Raw genomic sequence first — 15489 nt, forward strand, 5'->3', positions numbered from 1 at the left:
TCAGCGGACGTCGCCGGCCATGCGGGCCAGGCGGTCGGCCAGCCAGGCGCCGTCGGCGGGGGTGACCGTCACCCACGGCTCGCCGCCGCCGTCCTCCGGGGTCACCGCGTACCGGCCGGCCGCCGTGTCGAACCACGCCAGGACCGGGCTGCGGCCCGCCGGGCCCGTCGCCGCCAGCTGGCCCGCCGCGTACCGCTCCGCCGTCACCAGCGTCGCCAGTGGACGGACCGCGCGGCCGGTGATCCCGGCCGCGGAAAGCGCCCGCTCGAACGCGTCGTACCCGCTGCGCGCGTAGGCGTCCATCGCCGCCGAATACGCCGCACGCGGCAGCCGCAGCTGGTCACCCGGGCCCGCTTCGACGTCGCCGGCCATCCGCGCGACCGCGGGGACCAGGTCGTCGGGACGCACCGGCTCCAGCACCAGGTCGCGCTCGTCCAGCACCGCGAGGACCCCGGCACCGTCGCGGGCCGCCGCCAGCAGCCGCCACGGGGCTTCGCCCAGCACCAGCGCGTCGACGCTCAGCGACGGCGAACCCAGCAGCACGATGAGGTCCGCCAGCTCCGGGTCGACGTCTTCGCCGTCGGTGAGCCCGGCCGCGGCGAGGCCGGCGAACACCCGGACGCCCAGGTCGTCGCGCTCGTCCTGCGTCGCGCCGTGCGACGGCACGTCGAACGGGTACGGCGGCGGCCCGCCCGGCCCCAGGTCCTCCCAGAGGAGATCGAATTCCAGATGCGACAGGATCACTCCCGCCGCCGTCGCGGTGCGCCGCGCCATGGTCCCCCTTCCCGTGCCGGGCGGCCGCCGTCGGGCACGATGGTGCCGATGGCCGAGCCGCAGTCGATGGACGTCCCCGCGAGCGGGTACCTCGTCGTCCGCGCGTCCGGCGCGGCGGCCGCGCGCGCCGCCATCCTCGGCGGCCGCGGCGACCCCGAGGACGTCCAGCTGCTGCTGCGCTGCCCGGTGCCGCGCGCGGTCGCCGAATCCGGTGCGAAGCTGACGTTCGCCGACGCGACGCTGCACCTGCAGCCTTCCGGCGTCGTGATGCTGACCGTCGCCGCGGCGAAGCTGTCGATCTCCTTCGCCGAGCTGCGGCCGCTGATGTTCCGGCCGGTCGAGGTCGACGCGCCGCTGCGCGCGCTGTTCTCGAGCGCGGTCGCGCACGTCGTGGCGGCCGGCCCGCGCCTGGACCGGCACGGGCTCGCGCACCACCTGCTGGGCCTGGCCGAACTGGTGCTGCGGAGCGCGCTGCGCGTCGAACTCGACCGCGTCGACGCGCTCGCGGCCCGGCGCCGCGATGCCCTGGAGTACATGCGCGCCCACCTCGGCGAGCAGTCGCTCAGCGCGGACAAGATCGCCGAAGCGCTGTACATCTCGCGCCGGCGGCTGTACCAGCTGTTCGACGACGGCCAAGGCGTCGCGGAACGGCTGAAGGGCCTGCGGATCGAGCGCGCCAAGGCGGTGCTGGCCGACCCGGCGAAGGCGGGACGCGGGATCGCGGAGATCGCGCGGGACTGCGGGTTCACCAGCGCCCCGCACTTCTCGCGGACGTTCCGCCAGGCGACCGGCCGGACCCCGCGCGAGTTCCGGGAGCGGGCGCTGCGGGGGTGAGGTCGACGCCGGCGACGAGCGTCCCGGCCAGCCCGGCGACCTCCAGCCAGCCGCGGCCGCCGGGGGAGTGGAGGGTGAACACGGCCGCGCGCGGCCGGTCCGGGTCGAGCACGACGGCCTGCAGCTGCGCGCCGGACAGGCCGATCCGCTCGACGATCACCACCGGGTAGCCGCGGCCGGTCCGCGCGGAGCTGACCTCGCGGATGCCGGGAGTCGTGTCCGCGAGGTAGTACCCGAGGTCGGCGGCCTCGCCGGGGTGGTCGACCGGGACGACGCCGGCGATGAGCAGGGCCGGGTCGGCGTCGCGGTGTTCGACGAGGGCCAGCAGCCCGGCCCGCTGCTCGTGGGCGATCTCGGCGCACTGGACGGCGGCGGCTTCCAGGCCGAGGTCGCGGGCGGCGTCGGGACCGCGCAGGCGGGCCATCAGCGCGTGCAGCTCGGCGGTGGTGCGCTCGACCGAATCCAGGGTGACCGGGGTGATCCCCGGGACGGCGGGGAGTTTCACCGGCCACCCAGCGCCGCGGCGAACGCGCCGACCGCGCCCGGCGGCGGCGTGACCGGCACGGCCGGGGTCTTCGCGACGGTGCCGCCCAGCTCGCGCCCGGCCGCCGAGAACGCCTCCAGATGTGCGGTCACGCCGGGGAAATCCGGAGCTTCCGGCAGCGGGGAGCCGTCGCCGAGGGCACGGAGCCGCCCGGCGACGCGGGCTGCCTCCGCGCTCTGGGCGCGCTCGAGGTCGCGGGCTTCGGCGAGGACGCGGTCGAGGTCGTCCCGGCGGGCCGCGAGCCGGGCGCGGGCGGCGGCGAGGTCCGGCTGGGCGGCGGGGGAGAACTGGGCTTGGGTTTCGGCCTGCTCGACGTCGTCGTGCGCGGTGGTGACGGCTCGGCGCGCGGCGGTGGCGCGGCGGTCGAGGTCCTCGGCGCGGCGGTGGTTCGCCAGGAGGGTGCCGGCCCAGTCTTCGAGGACCGCGGCGGCGGAACGGAGGGCTTCGCGGGTGGCGGAGAGGCCGGCGGCGGCTCGCCCGGCCCGGTCCGCGAGCGCCCGCGCGGACCGCCCGGCCCACTCGGGGATTTCGCCGGGGGAGGGGATGTCGGCGAGCCGGTTCGCGGCGGCGGTGCAGCGGTGGGCGGCTTCGGCGACCGTGCCGGGGTTGCCGGGGACCGGGTCGAAGCCGAGGCCGCGGAACTCAGCCATCGGCGCGGTCCAGTTCCTCCGCGGCGGCGGCATCGGTTTCCCGGTAAGCCTTCGCGGCCGTCCGGACGTCCGCGGCCGCCGCGGTGAAATCCCGTTCCACCGCCCGTATCCTGCCGGACCATTCGCCGGTCAGCGCGGTGAGCGCGGCCGAAACCGGCCCCGGCCCGAGGTCCTCCGGTGGCGACAGCGAAACCGCCGCCGCGCGGTACTCCTCGGCCACGTCGTCCAGGCGCAGCGCCAGCGCGTCGAGGGCCGCCGGGTCGGCGTGGAAGCCCGTCATTCGCCGAACACCGGGGGATAGGCCGGCGGGAGGTCGTCGAGCAGGTCGTAGCCCTTCGCGTACTTGTCGCGGTGCTCGGTGTCCTCTTCGCGCCGCGGCTGGTGACCCGGCGGGTACATGCCGTACCCACCCGCCGACCCGCGGCCGCCGGCCGCGCCCGGTCCGAACCCCGCTGTCCCGGCTCCGAACCGGCCCGCTCCCGCTCGCCCGCCTTCGCCGAGGGACCCGGCACCCGGCGTCCCCGCCACGGGGAAGCCGAAGCCGGCGGCCGGTGAACCCGGACCGGTGGCCGGCGATCCCGGGCCGGCGGCGCCGATGACCCCGTCGAGCACGCCCGGGACGCCGGCGCCGGTGAACCCGGGCGGCAGCGCGGACGCCGTCGACGTCGAGTCGTCCGGCTCGGCGCGGGGTCCCTGATCCGGCGGCGGGCCCGGATCGTGGGGTACCGGTGGCGCGGGCGGTGTCCGGACCACCGGTGGCCGTGGTGCGGTGCCCGGATCGGCGGTCACCGGCGGGGCGGTGTCGAACTCCGGGGGCAGCCGGTGGCGGACGTCGTGGCTCGCGCTCTCGTACTGCTCCATCACGCGGACGGCCTCGGCCTTGGCGGCGTCGGCCTCCTGTTTCGTCGGCAGCTTGTCGTCGAGCAGCTGGTCCAGCATGTACGTGCCCTCGGGGCCGTCGAGCCGCTTCACCGCGTACCCCTGCCGGAACCACCGCTCGGCCCAGTAGTGCACCGGTTCGGGCATCCGCTGCTTGGCTTCGCCGACCACCGACGTGTACTCGTCGAGGCCGGCGCCGACGCGCTGGGCGTTCTCGCCGACCGTCGTGGCCCAGCCGGTCAGCCGGTCCACCGACGCCGCGGCCTGGTCCGCCGACGGGCCCTGCCACGACTCCCGCACCTTCCGGACCAGCGCCGACACCTCTTCGGTCGCGGCACGGACGCCGGCGGCCACCTCCTGCCACCAGGCCGCGTGCTGACCGAGTCTCGCGGGCGCGGCCGACTGGACCATGTCCCACAGCTCGCGGTGCTGGTAGGCGTTCCAGTTGATCTTGCCGAACGTGGCTTCGCGGTCGTTGACGGCCTTCTGGCGGCGGACGCGCCGGGCCTTCGCCCGCTGCCGCGCGGTCGGGGCGTGGTGCGTCGAGTAGTACTCAGGCACCGGCGTCCCCCGTCGGCAGGGCCGCGGCGGCCTCTTCGTCGTTGCTCCGGTGCATCGCCACGACGGTGTCGAGCGTCTGGCGCAGCGTCGCCAGCTCGTCCAGGTAGGACTGCAGCGCGGCCTGGACCCCGCCGGTCTCCGCGCCGCCGCGCACCGCGAAGGAGCGGCGCATCCAGTGGGCGACCGGGCCCTTGCCGTCGGCCAGCTCGGTGTCGAGGCCGCGCGCCGTTTCGAGGTGGCGGGACAGCTCGTCGTAGTGCGTGTCGATCGCCCGCTTGGCGTCGTCGACGCCGCCGTACCGAAGCTCGATGACCTGCTCGGTCTTCTCGCGTTGCTGCTCCGCGCGCAGCTGCCGCCGCGCGTCGGCTTCGTCGCGCACAGTCGCCATTGAGGTCCTCCCTCGCCACCCAGGCGTCCATCCTGGCCAATGGCCGCCGCGTTGAGAAGAGCGACCCACCCGGGTGCACGGGTGGACACGAAGACTGCACGGGCGGATAGGGCAGGATGTCCGGATGATCCCGCGCCGTGCGTCCGGAACCGTTCTCGCCGCCCTCACCGGGCTCGTGGTGCTGGCCGGACCGGCCGCCGCTCACACGGACCTGGAGTCCAGCTCACCCGCCGAAGGTGCTTCGCTCGCCGCCGCGCCGGCAGAGGTCAAGCTGACCTTCGGGGAGCCGGTGACGCTGCCACCGGAGGCCATCAAGGTCACCGGCCGCGACGGCACCGCCTGGACGGTCGGCACGCCCACCGTGGCCGGGGCGGTCGTGACCGCGCCGGTGACGCCGTCCGGGCCGGCCCAGGCCTACACGCTGACCTGGAAGGTGATCGCGGACGACGGCGACAACCTCACCGGCACCGTGCACTTCACCCTCGCGGCCGCCCCGGCGGCGTCGTCGTCGGCACCCGCACCGACGGCGACGGCCGCGCAGGCCCCGACGCCCGCCACCCCGGCCGCGGTGGACACCGGCATCCCCGGCTGGATCTGGGCCGCGGTCGCGATCGCCGGCCTGCTCGCCGTCATCGTCGTCGGGCTGCGGCAGCTGCTGGGCCGCCGCAAGGACTGAGCTGTTCGCCCGGCACGGTCACGACCCACCGTCCGGGACGGCGGCGCAGGTAGCCCCACCAGTACAGCGCCGAGACCACGAGCACGCTCTGTTCGACCAGGACGTAAGCGAGCACGGCGACGGCGAGCACCGGTACCACCGGCCAGGCCGGCATCCGCCAGACGTGCGGTTTCCGGTGCGCGGCCCGGCGGGCCCGCAACGCGGCGGTCGCGACACTCAGGTACAGCTCGCCGAAGCCGCCGCGCGGCAGACGAAGCAGCTCGCGTACTTCCCGCTGTAAGGCCACGCGCACCCGGCGGCGATCGAACTGGCTTCCCGGCTGGCTTCTTCGGCTCCGGGGGACCTCGGCCGCGTGTTCTTCACCGTGAGCGGCGGCGAATCCGACTTCGAGCCGCTGGTGCCGAGCACCCTGCGCGTGCCGAACACGAACTTCTACCGCGCCACCGAGCACGCCGGCGACTACGCCGCCTACGGGCGCTGGGCCGCCGACCGGATCGAGCAGGCCATCGAGTTCGAGGGCGCGGACACGGTCGCCGCGTGTTCCTGGAGCCGGTGTCGACCTACGGCGGGCACCCGGTGTCGTGCGCGGTGGCGCTGGCGCACCTGGACCTGATCGACCGCGAAGGCCTCTACGACCACGTGCTCTCCCGCGAGGACGCCTTCCGGTCCACTTTGGACAAATTGACGGATCTGCCGATCGTGGGGGATGTCCGCGGGGCGGGGTTCTTCTACGGCATCGAGCTGGTGAAGGACAAGACGACCAAAGAGACGTTCAGCGCCGCGGAATCGGAACGGGTGCTGCGGGGATTCTTGTCGGAGGCGCTGTTCGAGGCGGGGCTGTACTGCCGCGCCGACGACCGGGCCGATTTCGACGAAATGGAACAGATCCTGCGGGACACGCTGACCCGGGCGTGGAAGATGCTGTAGGCGAGCCGCTGCCCCCGGCGGTGGCCGGGGGGCAGCGGCGTGGCTCGGCTCAGGCGAGGGTCTGCCAGCCGGAGCCGATCAGCGCGCCGGTGCCGTAGGGCGCGGTGTCGGACCCGCCGTTGGTGTAGAGCCACAGCGTGCCGTCGGGTTTCGTGGCGGTGAGGTCGGCGCGGTGGTCGCCGGTGACGTCGCCGAGCTGGATGCGGTCGAACTGGGCCCAGCCCGCGCCGATCTGGCTGCCGGTGCCGTAGGGCGCCGTGGCGCTGCCGCCGTTGGGGTACAACCAGAGTGTCCCGTCGGCCTTGACCGCGACGAGGTCGGCACGGCTGTCCCCGGTGACGTCCTCGCCCAGGATCCAGCTGAACTGTTCCCAGCCGGAGCCGATCCGGCTGCCGGTGCTGTACGGCGAACTGTCGGTGCCGCCGTTGGCGTAGAGCCAGAGTGTCCCGTCGGGTTTGGCGGCGACGAGATCGGCCCGCCGGTCGCCGGTGACGTCGGCGAGGGTGACGTGGCCGAACTGCTGCCACCCGGAGCCGATCAGCGTCCCGGAGCTGTAGGGCGAGGTGCCGCCACCGTTGGGGTACAACCAGAGCGACCCGTCGGGTTTGGCCGCGACGATGTCGGCGCGGGCGTCGCCGGTGACGTCGCCGGGCAGGTACCAGCTGAAGCCCTGCCACCCGGAGCCGATCTGACTGCCGCTGCTGTACGGTGCGGTGTCGCTGCCGCCGTTGGCGTAGAGCGAAAGCGCCCCGTCGGGCGTGCGGGCGACGAGGTCCGAGCGGCCGTCCCCGGTGACGTCGCCGGCGGCGACTCCGTTCGCCCCGCCCGAACCGCCCGCGAGCGCGGCGAGCTGGGCCAGTGAACCGTTGAAGACGTTGGAGTCGTGGGCCGCGCCCCGGCCGCAGGCGTCGATGTCGTACTGCCAGAACGTCCACCGGGTACCCCAGCCCGGCACCGAGGGTGGCGCCGAGTTGCAGCTGGCGATGTCGAGCGGGTACCCCGAGAACGCGGTGCTGCCGCCGGTGCACGGGTTCCACCAGTTGACGTTGGTGTAGATCATCGGCGTGCGGCCGATGCGGGCCTTGACCTGGTTGAGGAACGAGCTGATCCACGCCCGCATGTCGCTCTGGCCGAGCCCGTAGCAGTCGGGCAGGTTCAGCGAGCCGTACGGCCATTCCAGGTCGAGGAACGGCGGCAGCGTCCGGCCGTCGGCCGCCCACTGCAGGTGGTCGACGAAGTAGTTCGCCTGGCCCACCGCGTTGCCGAGGTCCGGGCGGCCGAACGCGTAGGCGCCGGTGTAGAGCCCGGCGTTCTTGGCGCCGTGGTAGTCCTGGTCGAAGTACGGGTTGGTGTAGCCGGTGCCTTCGGTCGCCTTGACGAACGCGAACTCGTCGCCGGCGGCCTTCTGGTTCGCCCAGTCGACCGTCTTGCCGCCCGAGTGGTCGTGGCTGGAGACGTCGATGCCGTTGACGGTGTAGCCGGACGGCAGGCCCGCGGCCAGGGCGGCCGGCGCGCCGGTTTCGCGGGCGGCTTGGGCGGATCCGTTCGGTCCGTCGGTGGGCAGGGGTTCGGCGATCGCGGCCGGCGTTCCCCCGAAGAGGACCGCTCCGGCCAGCACCGCCAGCAGGTACTTGCGCATGGTGGGCTCCGGTGGTGAGAAGGGGGATCAGGCGAAGGTCTGCCAGCCGGAGCCGATCAGGCTGCCGCTGCTGTAGGGCGCGGTGTCGGACCCGCCGTTGAAGTAGAGCCACAGGGTGCCGTCGGGCTTGGTGGCGATGAGGTCCGCGCGGTGGTCGCCGTTGACGTCGCCGAGCTGGATGCGGTCGAACTGTTCCCAGCCGGAGCCGATCAGGCTGCCGCTGCTGAAGGGGGCGGTGTTGCTGCCGCCGTTGGGGTAGAGCCACAGGGTTCCGTCGGGCTTGACCGCGACGAGATCGGCCCGGCCGTCCCCGGTCACGTCCCCACCCAGGATCCAGGTGAACTGTTCCCAGCCGGCGCCGACCTGGATCCCGGTGTCGTACGGCGAGGTGTCGCTGCCCTTGTTGGTGTAGAGCCACAGCGTTCCGTCGGGCTTCGATGCGACCAGGTCGGCGCGGCCGTCGCCGGTGACGTCGGCGAGGGTGACGTGGCTGAACTGCGCCCAGCCGGAACCGATCAGCGTTCCGGTGCTGTACGGCGAGGTGTTGTCGCCGCCGTGGGTGTAGAGCCACAGCGTCCCGTCGGGTTTCGCGGCGACGACGTCGGCTTTGCCGTCGCCGGTGACGTCGCCGGACTGGAACCAGCTGAAGGCCTCCCAGCCGGTGCCGATCAGGCCGCCACTGCCATACGGCGAGGTGTCGCTGCCGCCGTTGGCGTAGAGCGAAAGCGTTCCGTCGGGCCTGCGGGCGACGAGATCGGCCCGGCCGTCGCCGGTCACGTCGCCGGCCGCGACCCCGTTGGCCGCGGACGACTGCTCGACGACGCGGTCGTAGCGGATGGCCGTGTAGGAGGTGACCTCGGACCACGAGTCGAACCCGAGGTTGCCGGAGTTGTTGACGTGGTACGGGTTCTGCACGGTCTGGCCGGTGGAGTTGAACGAGTAGACGTAGGCGCCCTGGCCGTGGTCGCCCTGGTTCTTCCAGAACGCGAACAGCTCCATGTGCCCGTCCGGGCCGCTGCCGTCGCTGTCGCGGACCATCGCGTCGCCGGGGCGCAGGTCGTCGCGGGCGACGACGTGCATTCCGTTGCCGCTCTGCGCCTTGCTGAGGAATTCGTTAGTGATCAGGCTCGAGCCGAGGTGCCAGGCCATCGAGACGAGCCCCGAGCAGTCCCGGCGGTAGGTCTGCCCGCCGTCCGGTCCGGCGACGTGGGTGCCGGTCTGGGTGTAGGTGTAGCCCTGGTCCACCCAGTACTGCGCGCGGTCGAGGACCTCCCGGCGGGAGACCGGGCCGTTGACGGTCGATGCGTGCGCCGTGCCCGGGACGGCGAGCGAGACCGCGGTCAGGGCCGCGGTGGCGAAGGTGACGGTGAGCCGGGCGATCGTCTTCGTGGTCATGGGCCCAGCCTCGGGACCCGCGCTGCAGGTTCTCTGCAAATCCGCCGGTACCCGCCATACAGCGGTTTTCCGGCGGCTTCCCCGGCCGGTAGGGTCCGCCGGGACATCTCGGGGGAGACACAGGGGCGGGGATGGAGTTCCGGCTGCTCGGACAGGTCGAGGTCGCCGGCGAAACCGGCACCCTGGCCTTGGGGGGCACGAAGATCCGCACGTTGCTGGCCGCGTTCCTGCTCGAGCCGGGACGGGTCATCGCCACGGACCGCCTCGTCGACATCATCTGGGACGACGACCCGCCGCCGACCGCCCGCGCGCTGATCCAGACCTACGTCTCCACGTTGCGCCGGGCGCTCGGCGACGCCGGCCCGGAGATCATCCGCACGGCGGCGCCGGGCTACTCGGCCTGCTTCCGTGCCGACAGCCTCGACCGGCATCATTTCGAGGTTTTCGCCGCGGAGGGACGCGAAGCCGCGGCCGGCGGGCGGTACCGCGAGGCGTCGAACGCCTTCCGGGCCGCGGACGCGCTGTGGCGCGGGCCGGCGCTCGGCGGCGTGCGCAGCCGCATCCTCGCGGGCGAGGCGGCCCGCCTCGACGAGCAGCGGCTCGCGGTCATCGAGGCCCGCATCGCCGCCGACCTGGAACTCGGCCGCACGGACGAGCTGATCGGCGAGCTGACCGTCCTGGTCGGGCAGCACCCGACCCGGGCGTCGCTGCGCGGCCACCTCATGCTCGCCCTCCACCGCGCGGACCGCACCGCCGACGCCCTCACGGTCTTCCGGCAGGGCCGCGAAGTCCTCATCGACGAGCTGGGCATCGAACCGGGGGTCGAGCTGACCCGGCTGCACGAAGCCATCCTGCGGGCGGATCCGGCCCTGCTCGGCCCGGCCGCCGAGCCGGCCGCGCGCCCCGAGCCGGCACCGCCCGCCCGCGGTGGGTCCCGGGTGGCCGTGCCGCGCCAGCTCCCGCCCGACGCCGCCGACTTCACCGGCCGGGATCTCCTCGTGGGCGAGCTGGCCGAGGTGCTGACCGGAGGCGGCAGCGGACCGGTGGTCGCGGCCCTGCTCGGCCCGGGCGGGGTGGGCAAGTCGGCACTGGCCGCGCACGTGGCGCACCGGGTGTCCGCGGCCTACCCGGACGGGCAGCTCCACGCCGACCTGCGGGGCACCTCCGGCACGCCGGCTTCGCCCACCGAGGTCCTCGGCCGCTTCCTGCGGGCACTGCAGCCCGACCGCGGCGCGATCCCGGACGACGCGGGCGAGCGCATGGACGCCTACCGGACCGCGCTGGCCGGCCGCCGCGTGCTGATCGTCCTCGACGACGCCGCCGGCGAACAGCAGGTGCGCCCCCTCCTGCCCGGCGCCGGCACCTGCTCGGTCCTGGTGACCTCGCGCACCCGGCTGGCCGGCCTGGCCGGCGCCCACCTCGTCGACGTGGGCCTGCTCTCCGCGGAAGAGGCGACCGCGCTGCTGTCCCGGATCGCCGGCGCGGACCGGATCGAGGGCGCGCCCGACGCCGCCGCCGACATCGTGGCCTGCTGCGGCAACCTGCCGCTCGCGGTCCGCGTCGCCGGTGCGCGGCTGGCCACCCGCCGGCAGTGGACCGCGCGGCTGCTCGCGACCCGGCTGACCGACGAACGCCGCCGCCTCACCGAGCTGTCGGCCGGTGACCAGCAGATCCGCGCGAGCATCGAGCTGAGCGTCCGGAACCTCGACCCCGCCGCCCGGACCGCGCTCCGCCGGCTCGGGCACCTGGGCCTGGCCGACTTCCGGTCCTGGGTCGTGGCGTCCGCGCTCGACGTCGACATCGCCACGGCCGAGGAGGTCGTCGAGCACCTCGTCGACACCCACCTGGTCGACTACACCTTCGTCGACGACACCGGCCAGGTCCGTTACCGGCTGCACGACCTCGTCCGCATCTACGCCCGGGAGGAGGCCGAACGGCACGAGCCCCGGGCCGACCTGGTGGCCTCGACCGCGCGCGTCGCCGACGGCTGGACCGCCGTGCTCGACCGGTTGCGGGACCACGTCGCCGACCACGTGACCTCCGGGGCGATCCCGCTGACGACGGCCGAAGCCGGCCCGGTCGACCCCGAGGTGCTCGGCACCGCGCTGACCGACCCCCGCGGCTGGCTCGACATCGAGCAGTCGTCGCTGGTGCTCGCCGTGGAGCGGGCCGCCGAGGCGGGGCTCGACGAGCAGGCCGTCGCCATCGCGTCGGTGCTGTGCGCGTCGGGCTACGCCTTGAACGGCGTCGTGGACCTGTGGGACCGCGCGCACGGCGCCGCGCTGGCCGCCGCCCGCGCCGCGGGCAACCGGCACGGCGAAGCCGTCCTCCTGGCGCAGGTCGGCCAGCTCCGGTACGAGCAGGACCGGTTCGCCGAGGCCCGCCGGCACCTGACCGACGCCGTCGAGCGGTTCCGCGACCTGCGGGACCCGCGTGGCGAGGCCGCCGCGCTGACCGCGCTCGGGCTCGCCTGCCGGGACCAGGGCTACCTGCCCGAAGCCGAGCACTTCCTGGACCGGGCGGCCACGGTGTGCCGGAGCCTGGACGACGACCGCGCGACCGGCCACTGCGAGCGGCTGATCGGCTCGGTCCACCTCGAGCGCGGCGACTTCGCGGCCGCGGACGCCGCGCTGGCCGCCGCTTTGGCGGCGTACCGCCGGGCCGGCAGCGAACGCGGGGAAGCACTGACACTGCGCACGATCGGCCTGACCCACCTCGGCCGCGCCCGGCTCACCGAGGCCGAGGAGACCTTCACCCGCGCGCTGGCGCTGTTCCGCAAGCTCGACGACAAGAAGCTGGTCGGATTCTGCCTGCGCGGACTGGCCAAGACCCACCTGCGGATGGGCCGGCTGGCGGAGGCCAGGGGACCGCTGGAGGCGGTCCTCGCTGCCCACCGCGCGGAGGGCGACAGCTGGTCCGAAGCGATGGTCATGCGCACCCTCGGCGAGCTGGACCTCGCCGCCGGCCGGTTCGAAGAGGCGAGCCGGTGGCTCACCGCCGCGCTGGCCGCCTTCCGCGAACAGGAAGCCTTCCTGTTCGGTGCCCGCACCCTGCGCGACATCGCGCAGCTGGAGGAGGCCAGGGGCGACCACACGGCGGCGAAGGCCGCGCTGGCCGAGGCCATCGGGATCTTCCGCGCTTACGGGGCCCGCGAATACGGCGAGCTGACGTCGCTGTAATCCGGTTGCAGGGTTTCTGCAGCCGGGTGGGCGACCGTGGACCGGTGCCCCCAGAAGACGCGCCGACGACCGTGCCGCTGTCCGATCCGCGCCTGTCGCGGATCCCGATCCGCGACAGCGGCGAGGAGCTGGTCGACGTCCGGACGTCGGCGCCGCTGTGGGTCGCCGGACCCACCTGGCTCCGGCACGGGCTGGTCGACCGCCTCGTGACCGCCCAGAGCCTGCTTCCCCGCGACGTCCGCCTGCTCATCGTCGACGGGTACCGGACGCCGTGTCGCCATCCGGCCTGCGAGCCCGGGTGCGCCGTCCCGCCCGCGGCGGCCCCGCACCCGACCGGCGGCGCCGTGGACCTCACCCTGTCCGGGGCGGACGACGGGCCGCTGCCCGCCTGCTGCACGGGCCCGATCCCGCCGCCGGACGCGAAGACCGGGCAGCTGCTCGCCGCGGCGCTGGTCGCCGCCGGTCTGGTCAACTACCCCGCCCGCTGGTGGCACTGGTCGTACGGCGACCGCTTCTGGGCCTGGGTGGCCCGATCGCCGCACGCCCGCTACGGCCCGGTTCCCGAGCGGGGGCGTCCCCCGGCGGGGACCGGCGGCGCGGGCGCGTTGGCCCGAAGGGGCGGAGAACCGCGCGATTCCCGCTCCGGCCCGGGTTCCTGAGTACCGTGGACCCCAGGGGGACCGGGGGGTGCGGCCGGTGACCGGCCCGCCCGCGTCCGCTGACCGGCCGCGTCCGGGAGGAGACCCGATGAACGCGACCACGGACACCCCGCGCCTGCCGTTCGAGCGGCCGAACGTCCTGGAGATCGCGCCGCTGTTCCAGGTCCTGCGGCGGCAGGGACCGGTGGCGGCGGTGACCACGCCCGCCGGGGACCCGGCCTGGCTCGTCACCGGGTTCGAGGAGGTCCGCGCCGTCTTCACCGATCCGCGCTTCGGCCGCTCGCACCCCGCGCCCGAAGAGGCGTCCGCGCTGTCGAACGCCGCCATCCTCAGTCGGCCGCAAGGTGACCACGAAACCGAACACGTCGAGCACGCGCGGATGCGGCGGATGCTCGTGCCCGCCTTCTCCGCCAACCGGATCCGGCGGCTGGCCGGACACGTCCAGGAACTGGCCGACGGCTGCTTCGCCGCGATGGAGCGCGCCCGGCACGGGGACGAGCCCGTCGACCTGCACGAGCACCTCTCCTTCCCGCTGCCCGTCCTGGTGATCTGCGAGCTGCTCGGCGTCCCCTACGCGGACCGGGACACCTTCCGCGTCCTGTCCGAGCGGATGGGCCGGATGGACATCGGTGCCGGCGCCGAAGCCGCCCTCGACGAGTTCGCCGCCTACATGGGCGGGCTCGCGGCGGCCAAGCGGCGCGACCCCGGCCAGGACGTCGTCTCCGACATGGTCCGCGCCCAGGCCGACGACCCCGCGTTCACCGACGACGACCTCGCCCGCCTCGCCGCCGGCCTGCTCTTCGCCGGCCACGAGACCACTTCGAACCGGATCGACCTCGGTGTCCTCCACCTGCTCGCCGACCTCAGGCGCCGCGACGCCCTCGTCGCCGACCCCGACGGCCTCGTGCACGGCGTGGTCGAGGAAATCCTGCGGCTGTCCGCGCCGAGCGGGCTCGGCGTCCTGCGGTACGCGCACGACGACGTCGAGCTGGGCGGCGTCGAGATCGCCCGCGGCGACGCGGTCGTCCTGGCGCTGGCGGCCGCGAACCGGGACCCGGCCGTGTTCCCGCACGCCGAGGAGTTCGACGCCGGGCGCAAGCCGAACTCGCACGTGGCGTTCGCCTACGGCGGCTGGTTCTGCATCGGCGCGAGCCTGGCCCGCACGGAGCTGCGCGTCGTGTTCGGCTCCCTGTTCCGGCGGTTCCCCGGGCTGCGGCTCGCGGTGCCGATGGACGAGCTGGAGATCCGCACGAACCGGGTCACCGGGGGAGTGGACCGCGTGCCGGTCCTCTGGTAGACCTGCGGCGGTGACGCTGTGGGACAGGCTCGGGATGGATGACAAGCTCATCAAGGTGCTGAAGGAGATCCCACCGGGACCGGACGCGCCCGACTTCGGCCCGGCCTACGTGACCATCCACCAGCTGGCGGTCGAGCTGGACCAGCGGTTCCCCGAGGTCCGCAAGCAGCTCGACGTGCCCCTCGGCGGCGGCTCGACGCGGCACGCCGGGCTGGTGGAGCTGCTCGGCAAGGAACTGGTCGACAAGATCAAGCGCTACGGCGACGTGTACCCGATCGAAGCGGCGCAGCTGTCTTCGGTACGGTTCCGCGAGCTGCGGCTGCGCGGCCCGGGCGGGCGTGACCTGGTGGGCGCGTCGCGCACCGACCTGCCGCTGATCCGCCTGCGGCCCAAGGACCAGGACTGACGGTGCTGCCGCCGCCACCGGTCCGGGTCCTGGTGGCCGAACGCGACCCGGCGGTGCGGGCCCGGCTCGGCACCCTGCTGGACGAGGCGGACGGCATCGAGCTGGTCGGCTCGGCCCCGGACGCGCCGGCGGCCCGGACCGCGTTGCGCCGCCGGCTGCCGGACGTGGTGCTGCTGGACCTGCGGCTGGGCCCGCTGGGGCCGGTCTTCCGCCGCCCGGCGGTGCTGGCGCTGGTGACCTTCGACTCCGACGCGGGAATCCTGCGGGCCCTGCGCGACGGGGCTTCGGGGTACGTGCTGCGCACGGCCCGGCGCAACGAGCTGATCAAGGTGGTCCGCCTGGCGGCCGACGGTCACGTGGTGCTGTCCCCGGACGCCTCCCGCCGGCTGGTCTCGGCGGCGACCCGGTTGTCCGGCCCGCGCGACGAGCGGCTCGCGGGGGTCGACCGGCTGTCCGCGCGCGAGCGGGAGGTGCTGATCGGCATCGGCTCGGCGCTGACGAACGCGGAGATCGCGACGCGGCTGGGTGTGGCGGAGCCGCTGGTGCGGAGCCTGGTGACCCAGGTGGTGCGGAAGCTGGGGTGCACGCACCGGACCGAGGCGGGGCTGCTGGCGTACGAGCGAGGCCTGGTCCGGCCGGGGTCGTGAGTGAGAAACAGGGTTAGAACCCTGTTTCTCACTC

At 74.4% G+C, this 15489-nt stretch carries 16 protein-coding genes and 1 pseudogene; 8 read left to right on the forward strand and 9 right to left on the reverse strand.

All coding sequences use genetic code 11. The features are described 5' to 3' along the window. Positions 1-774 (reverse strand): ESX secretion-associated protein EspG, encoded by a 774-nt coding sequence (locus ACWEVP_RS47030; protein WP_452069114.1) that lies wholly within the window; start codon positions 772-774, stop codon positions 1-3. Between the two features lie 48 nt (positions 775-822). Here ACWEVP_RS47030 and ACWEVP_RS47035 point away from each other — a divergent pair, with 48 nt between their 5' ends. Further along, positions 823-1608, forward strand: coding sequence for a helix-turn-helix transcriptional regulator (locus ACWEVP_RS47035; protein ID WP_452069115.1), 786 nt, complete (start codon positions 823-825; stop codon positions 1606-1608). Here ACWEVP_RS47035 and ACWEVP_RS47040 read toward each other — a convergent pair. From ACWEVP_RS47040 to ACWEVP_RS47060, 5 genes are read right to left on the reverse strand one after another with little or no spacing between them, the layout of a single operon-like run. Beyond that, entirely contained in the window at positions 1520-2113 is a 594-nt protein-coding gene (locus ACWEVP_RS47040) for a hypothetical protein (protein ID WP_452069116.1), read from the reverse strand. The genes ACWEVP_RS47035 and ACWEVP_RS47040 overlap by 89 nt on opposite strands. Then, a complete protein-coding gene (locus ACWEVP_RS47045) occupies positions 2110-2802 on the reverse strand; it encodes a hypothetical protein (RefSeq protein ID WP_452069117.1) in 693 nt (230 codons plus the stop codon). Before ACWEVP_RS47045 ends, ACWEVP_RS47040 begins: the two co-directional genes overlap by 4 nt. Further along, entirely contained in the window at positions 2795-3082 is a 288-nt protein-coding gene (locus tag ACWEVP_RS47050; protein WP_452069118.1) for a hypothetical protein, read from the reverse strand. Before ACWEVP_RS47050 ends, ACWEVP_RS47045 begins: the two co-directional genes overlap by 8 nt. Then, positions 3079-4242 carry a PPE domain-containing protein gene (locus ACWEVP_RS47055; RefSeq protein ID WP_452069119.1) on the reverse strand — a complete coding sequence of 388 codons (1164 nt, stop codon included), beginning with the start codon at positions 4240-4242 and terminating at the stop codon, positions 3079-3081. Before ACWEVP_RS47055 ends, ACWEVP_RS47050 begins: the two co-directional genes overlap by 4 nt. Then, positions 4235-4630, reverse strand: a complete 396-nt coding sequence (locus tag ACWEVP_RS47060; RefSeq protein ID WP_452069120.1) for a hypothetical protein — start codon at positions 4628-4630, stop codon at positions 4235-4237. Before ACWEVP_RS47060 ends, ACWEVP_RS47055 begins: the two co-directional genes overlap by 8 nt. A gap of 124 nt (positions 4631-4754) precedes the next feature. On the opposite strand from ACWEVP_RS47060, the gene ACWEVP_RS47065 reads away from it, so the two are divergent. Beyond that, entirely contained in the window at positions 4755-5306 is a 552-nt protein-coding gene (locus ACWEVP_RS47065) for a copper resistance CopC family protein (RefSeq protein ID WP_452069121.1), read from the forward strand. Here the strand turns inward: ACWEVP_RS47065 and ACWEVP_RS47070 are convergent. Then, positions 5260-5598: a hypothetical protein gene (locus tag ACWEVP_RS47070; protein WP_452069134.1), complete on the reverse strand. Its 339-nt coding sequence runs from the start codon at positions 5596-5598 to the stop codon at positions 5260-5262. The genes ACWEVP_RS47065 and ACWEVP_RS47070 overlap by 47 nt on opposite strands. Between ACWEVP_RS47070 and ACWEVP_RS47075 the strand changes: the two are divergent. Then, positions 5530-6233: pseudogene (locus tag ACWEVP_RS47075) on the forward strand (aminotransferase class III-fold pyridoxal phosphate-dependent enzyme); the annotation flags it as partial. The gene ACWEVP_RS47070 and the pseudogene ACWEVP_RS47075 overlap by 69 nt on opposite strands. A 49-nt stretch (positions 6234-6282) precedes the next feature. Here the strand turns inward: ACWEVP_RS47075 and ACWEVP_RS47080 are convergent. Further along, positions 6283-7872, reverse strand: coding sequence for a GH25 family lysozyme (locus tag ACWEVP_RS47080; protein WP_452069122.1), 1590 nt, complete (start codon positions 7870-7872; stop codon positions 6283-6285). A gap of 27 nt (positions 7873-7899) precedes the next feature. After that, positions 7900-9267 carry an FG-GAP repeat domain-containing protein gene (locus tag ACWEVP_RS47085; RefSeq protein ID WP_452069123.1) on the reverse strand — a complete coding sequence of 456 codons (1368 nt, stop codon included), beginning with the start codon at positions 9265-9267 and terminating at the stop codon, positions 7900-7902. 131 nt (positions 9268-9398) lie between these two features. On the opposite strand from ACWEVP_RS47085, the gene ACWEVP_RS47090 reads away from it, so the two are divergent. The 5 genes from ACWEVP_RS47090 to ACWEVP_RS47110 all read left to right on the forward strand — a co-directional run bounded on the left by ACWEVP_RS47090 (position 9399) and on the right by ACWEVP_RS47110 (position 15455). After that, positions 9399-12446 carry an AfsR/SARP family transcriptional regulator gene (locus ACWEVP_RS47090; protein ID WP_452069124.1) on the forward strand — a complete coding sequence of 1016 codons (3048 nt, stop codon included), beginning with the start codon at positions 9399-9401 and terminating at the stop codon, positions 12444-12446. A 44-nt stretch (positions 12447-12490) separates the two neighbouring features. After that, positions 12491-13105: a hypothetical protein gene (locus ACWEVP_RS47095; protein ID WP_452069125.1), complete on the forward strand. Its 615-nt coding sequence runs from the start codon at positions 12491-12493 to the stop codon at positions 13103-13105. An 88-nt stretch (positions 13106-13193) separates the two neighbouring features. Then, positions 13194-14402 carry a cytochrome P450 gene (locus tag ACWEVP_RS47100; RefSeq protein WP_452069126.1) on the forward strand — a complete coding sequence of 403 codons (1209 nt, stop codon included), beginning with the start codon at positions 13194-13196 and terminating at the stop codon, positions 14400-14402. Positions 14403-14436: 34 nt separating this feature from the next. After that, positions 14437-14808: a hypothetical protein gene (locus ACWEVP_RS47105; protein ID WP_452069127.1), complete on the forward strand. Its 372-nt coding sequence runs from the start codon at positions 14437-14439 to the stop codon at positions 14806-14808. 2 nt (positions 14809-14810) lie between these two features. Continuing rightward, positions 14811-15455 carry a response regulator transcription factor gene (locus ACWEVP_RS47110; protein ID WP_452069128.1) on the forward strand — a complete coding sequence of 215 codons (645 nt, stop codon included), beginning with the start codon at positions 14811-14813 and terminating at the stop codon, positions 15453-15455. The last annotated feature ends 34 nt before the right edge of the window (positions 15456-15489 follow it).

Source organism: Amycolatopsis sp. NPDC003865 (assembly GCF_053605345.1).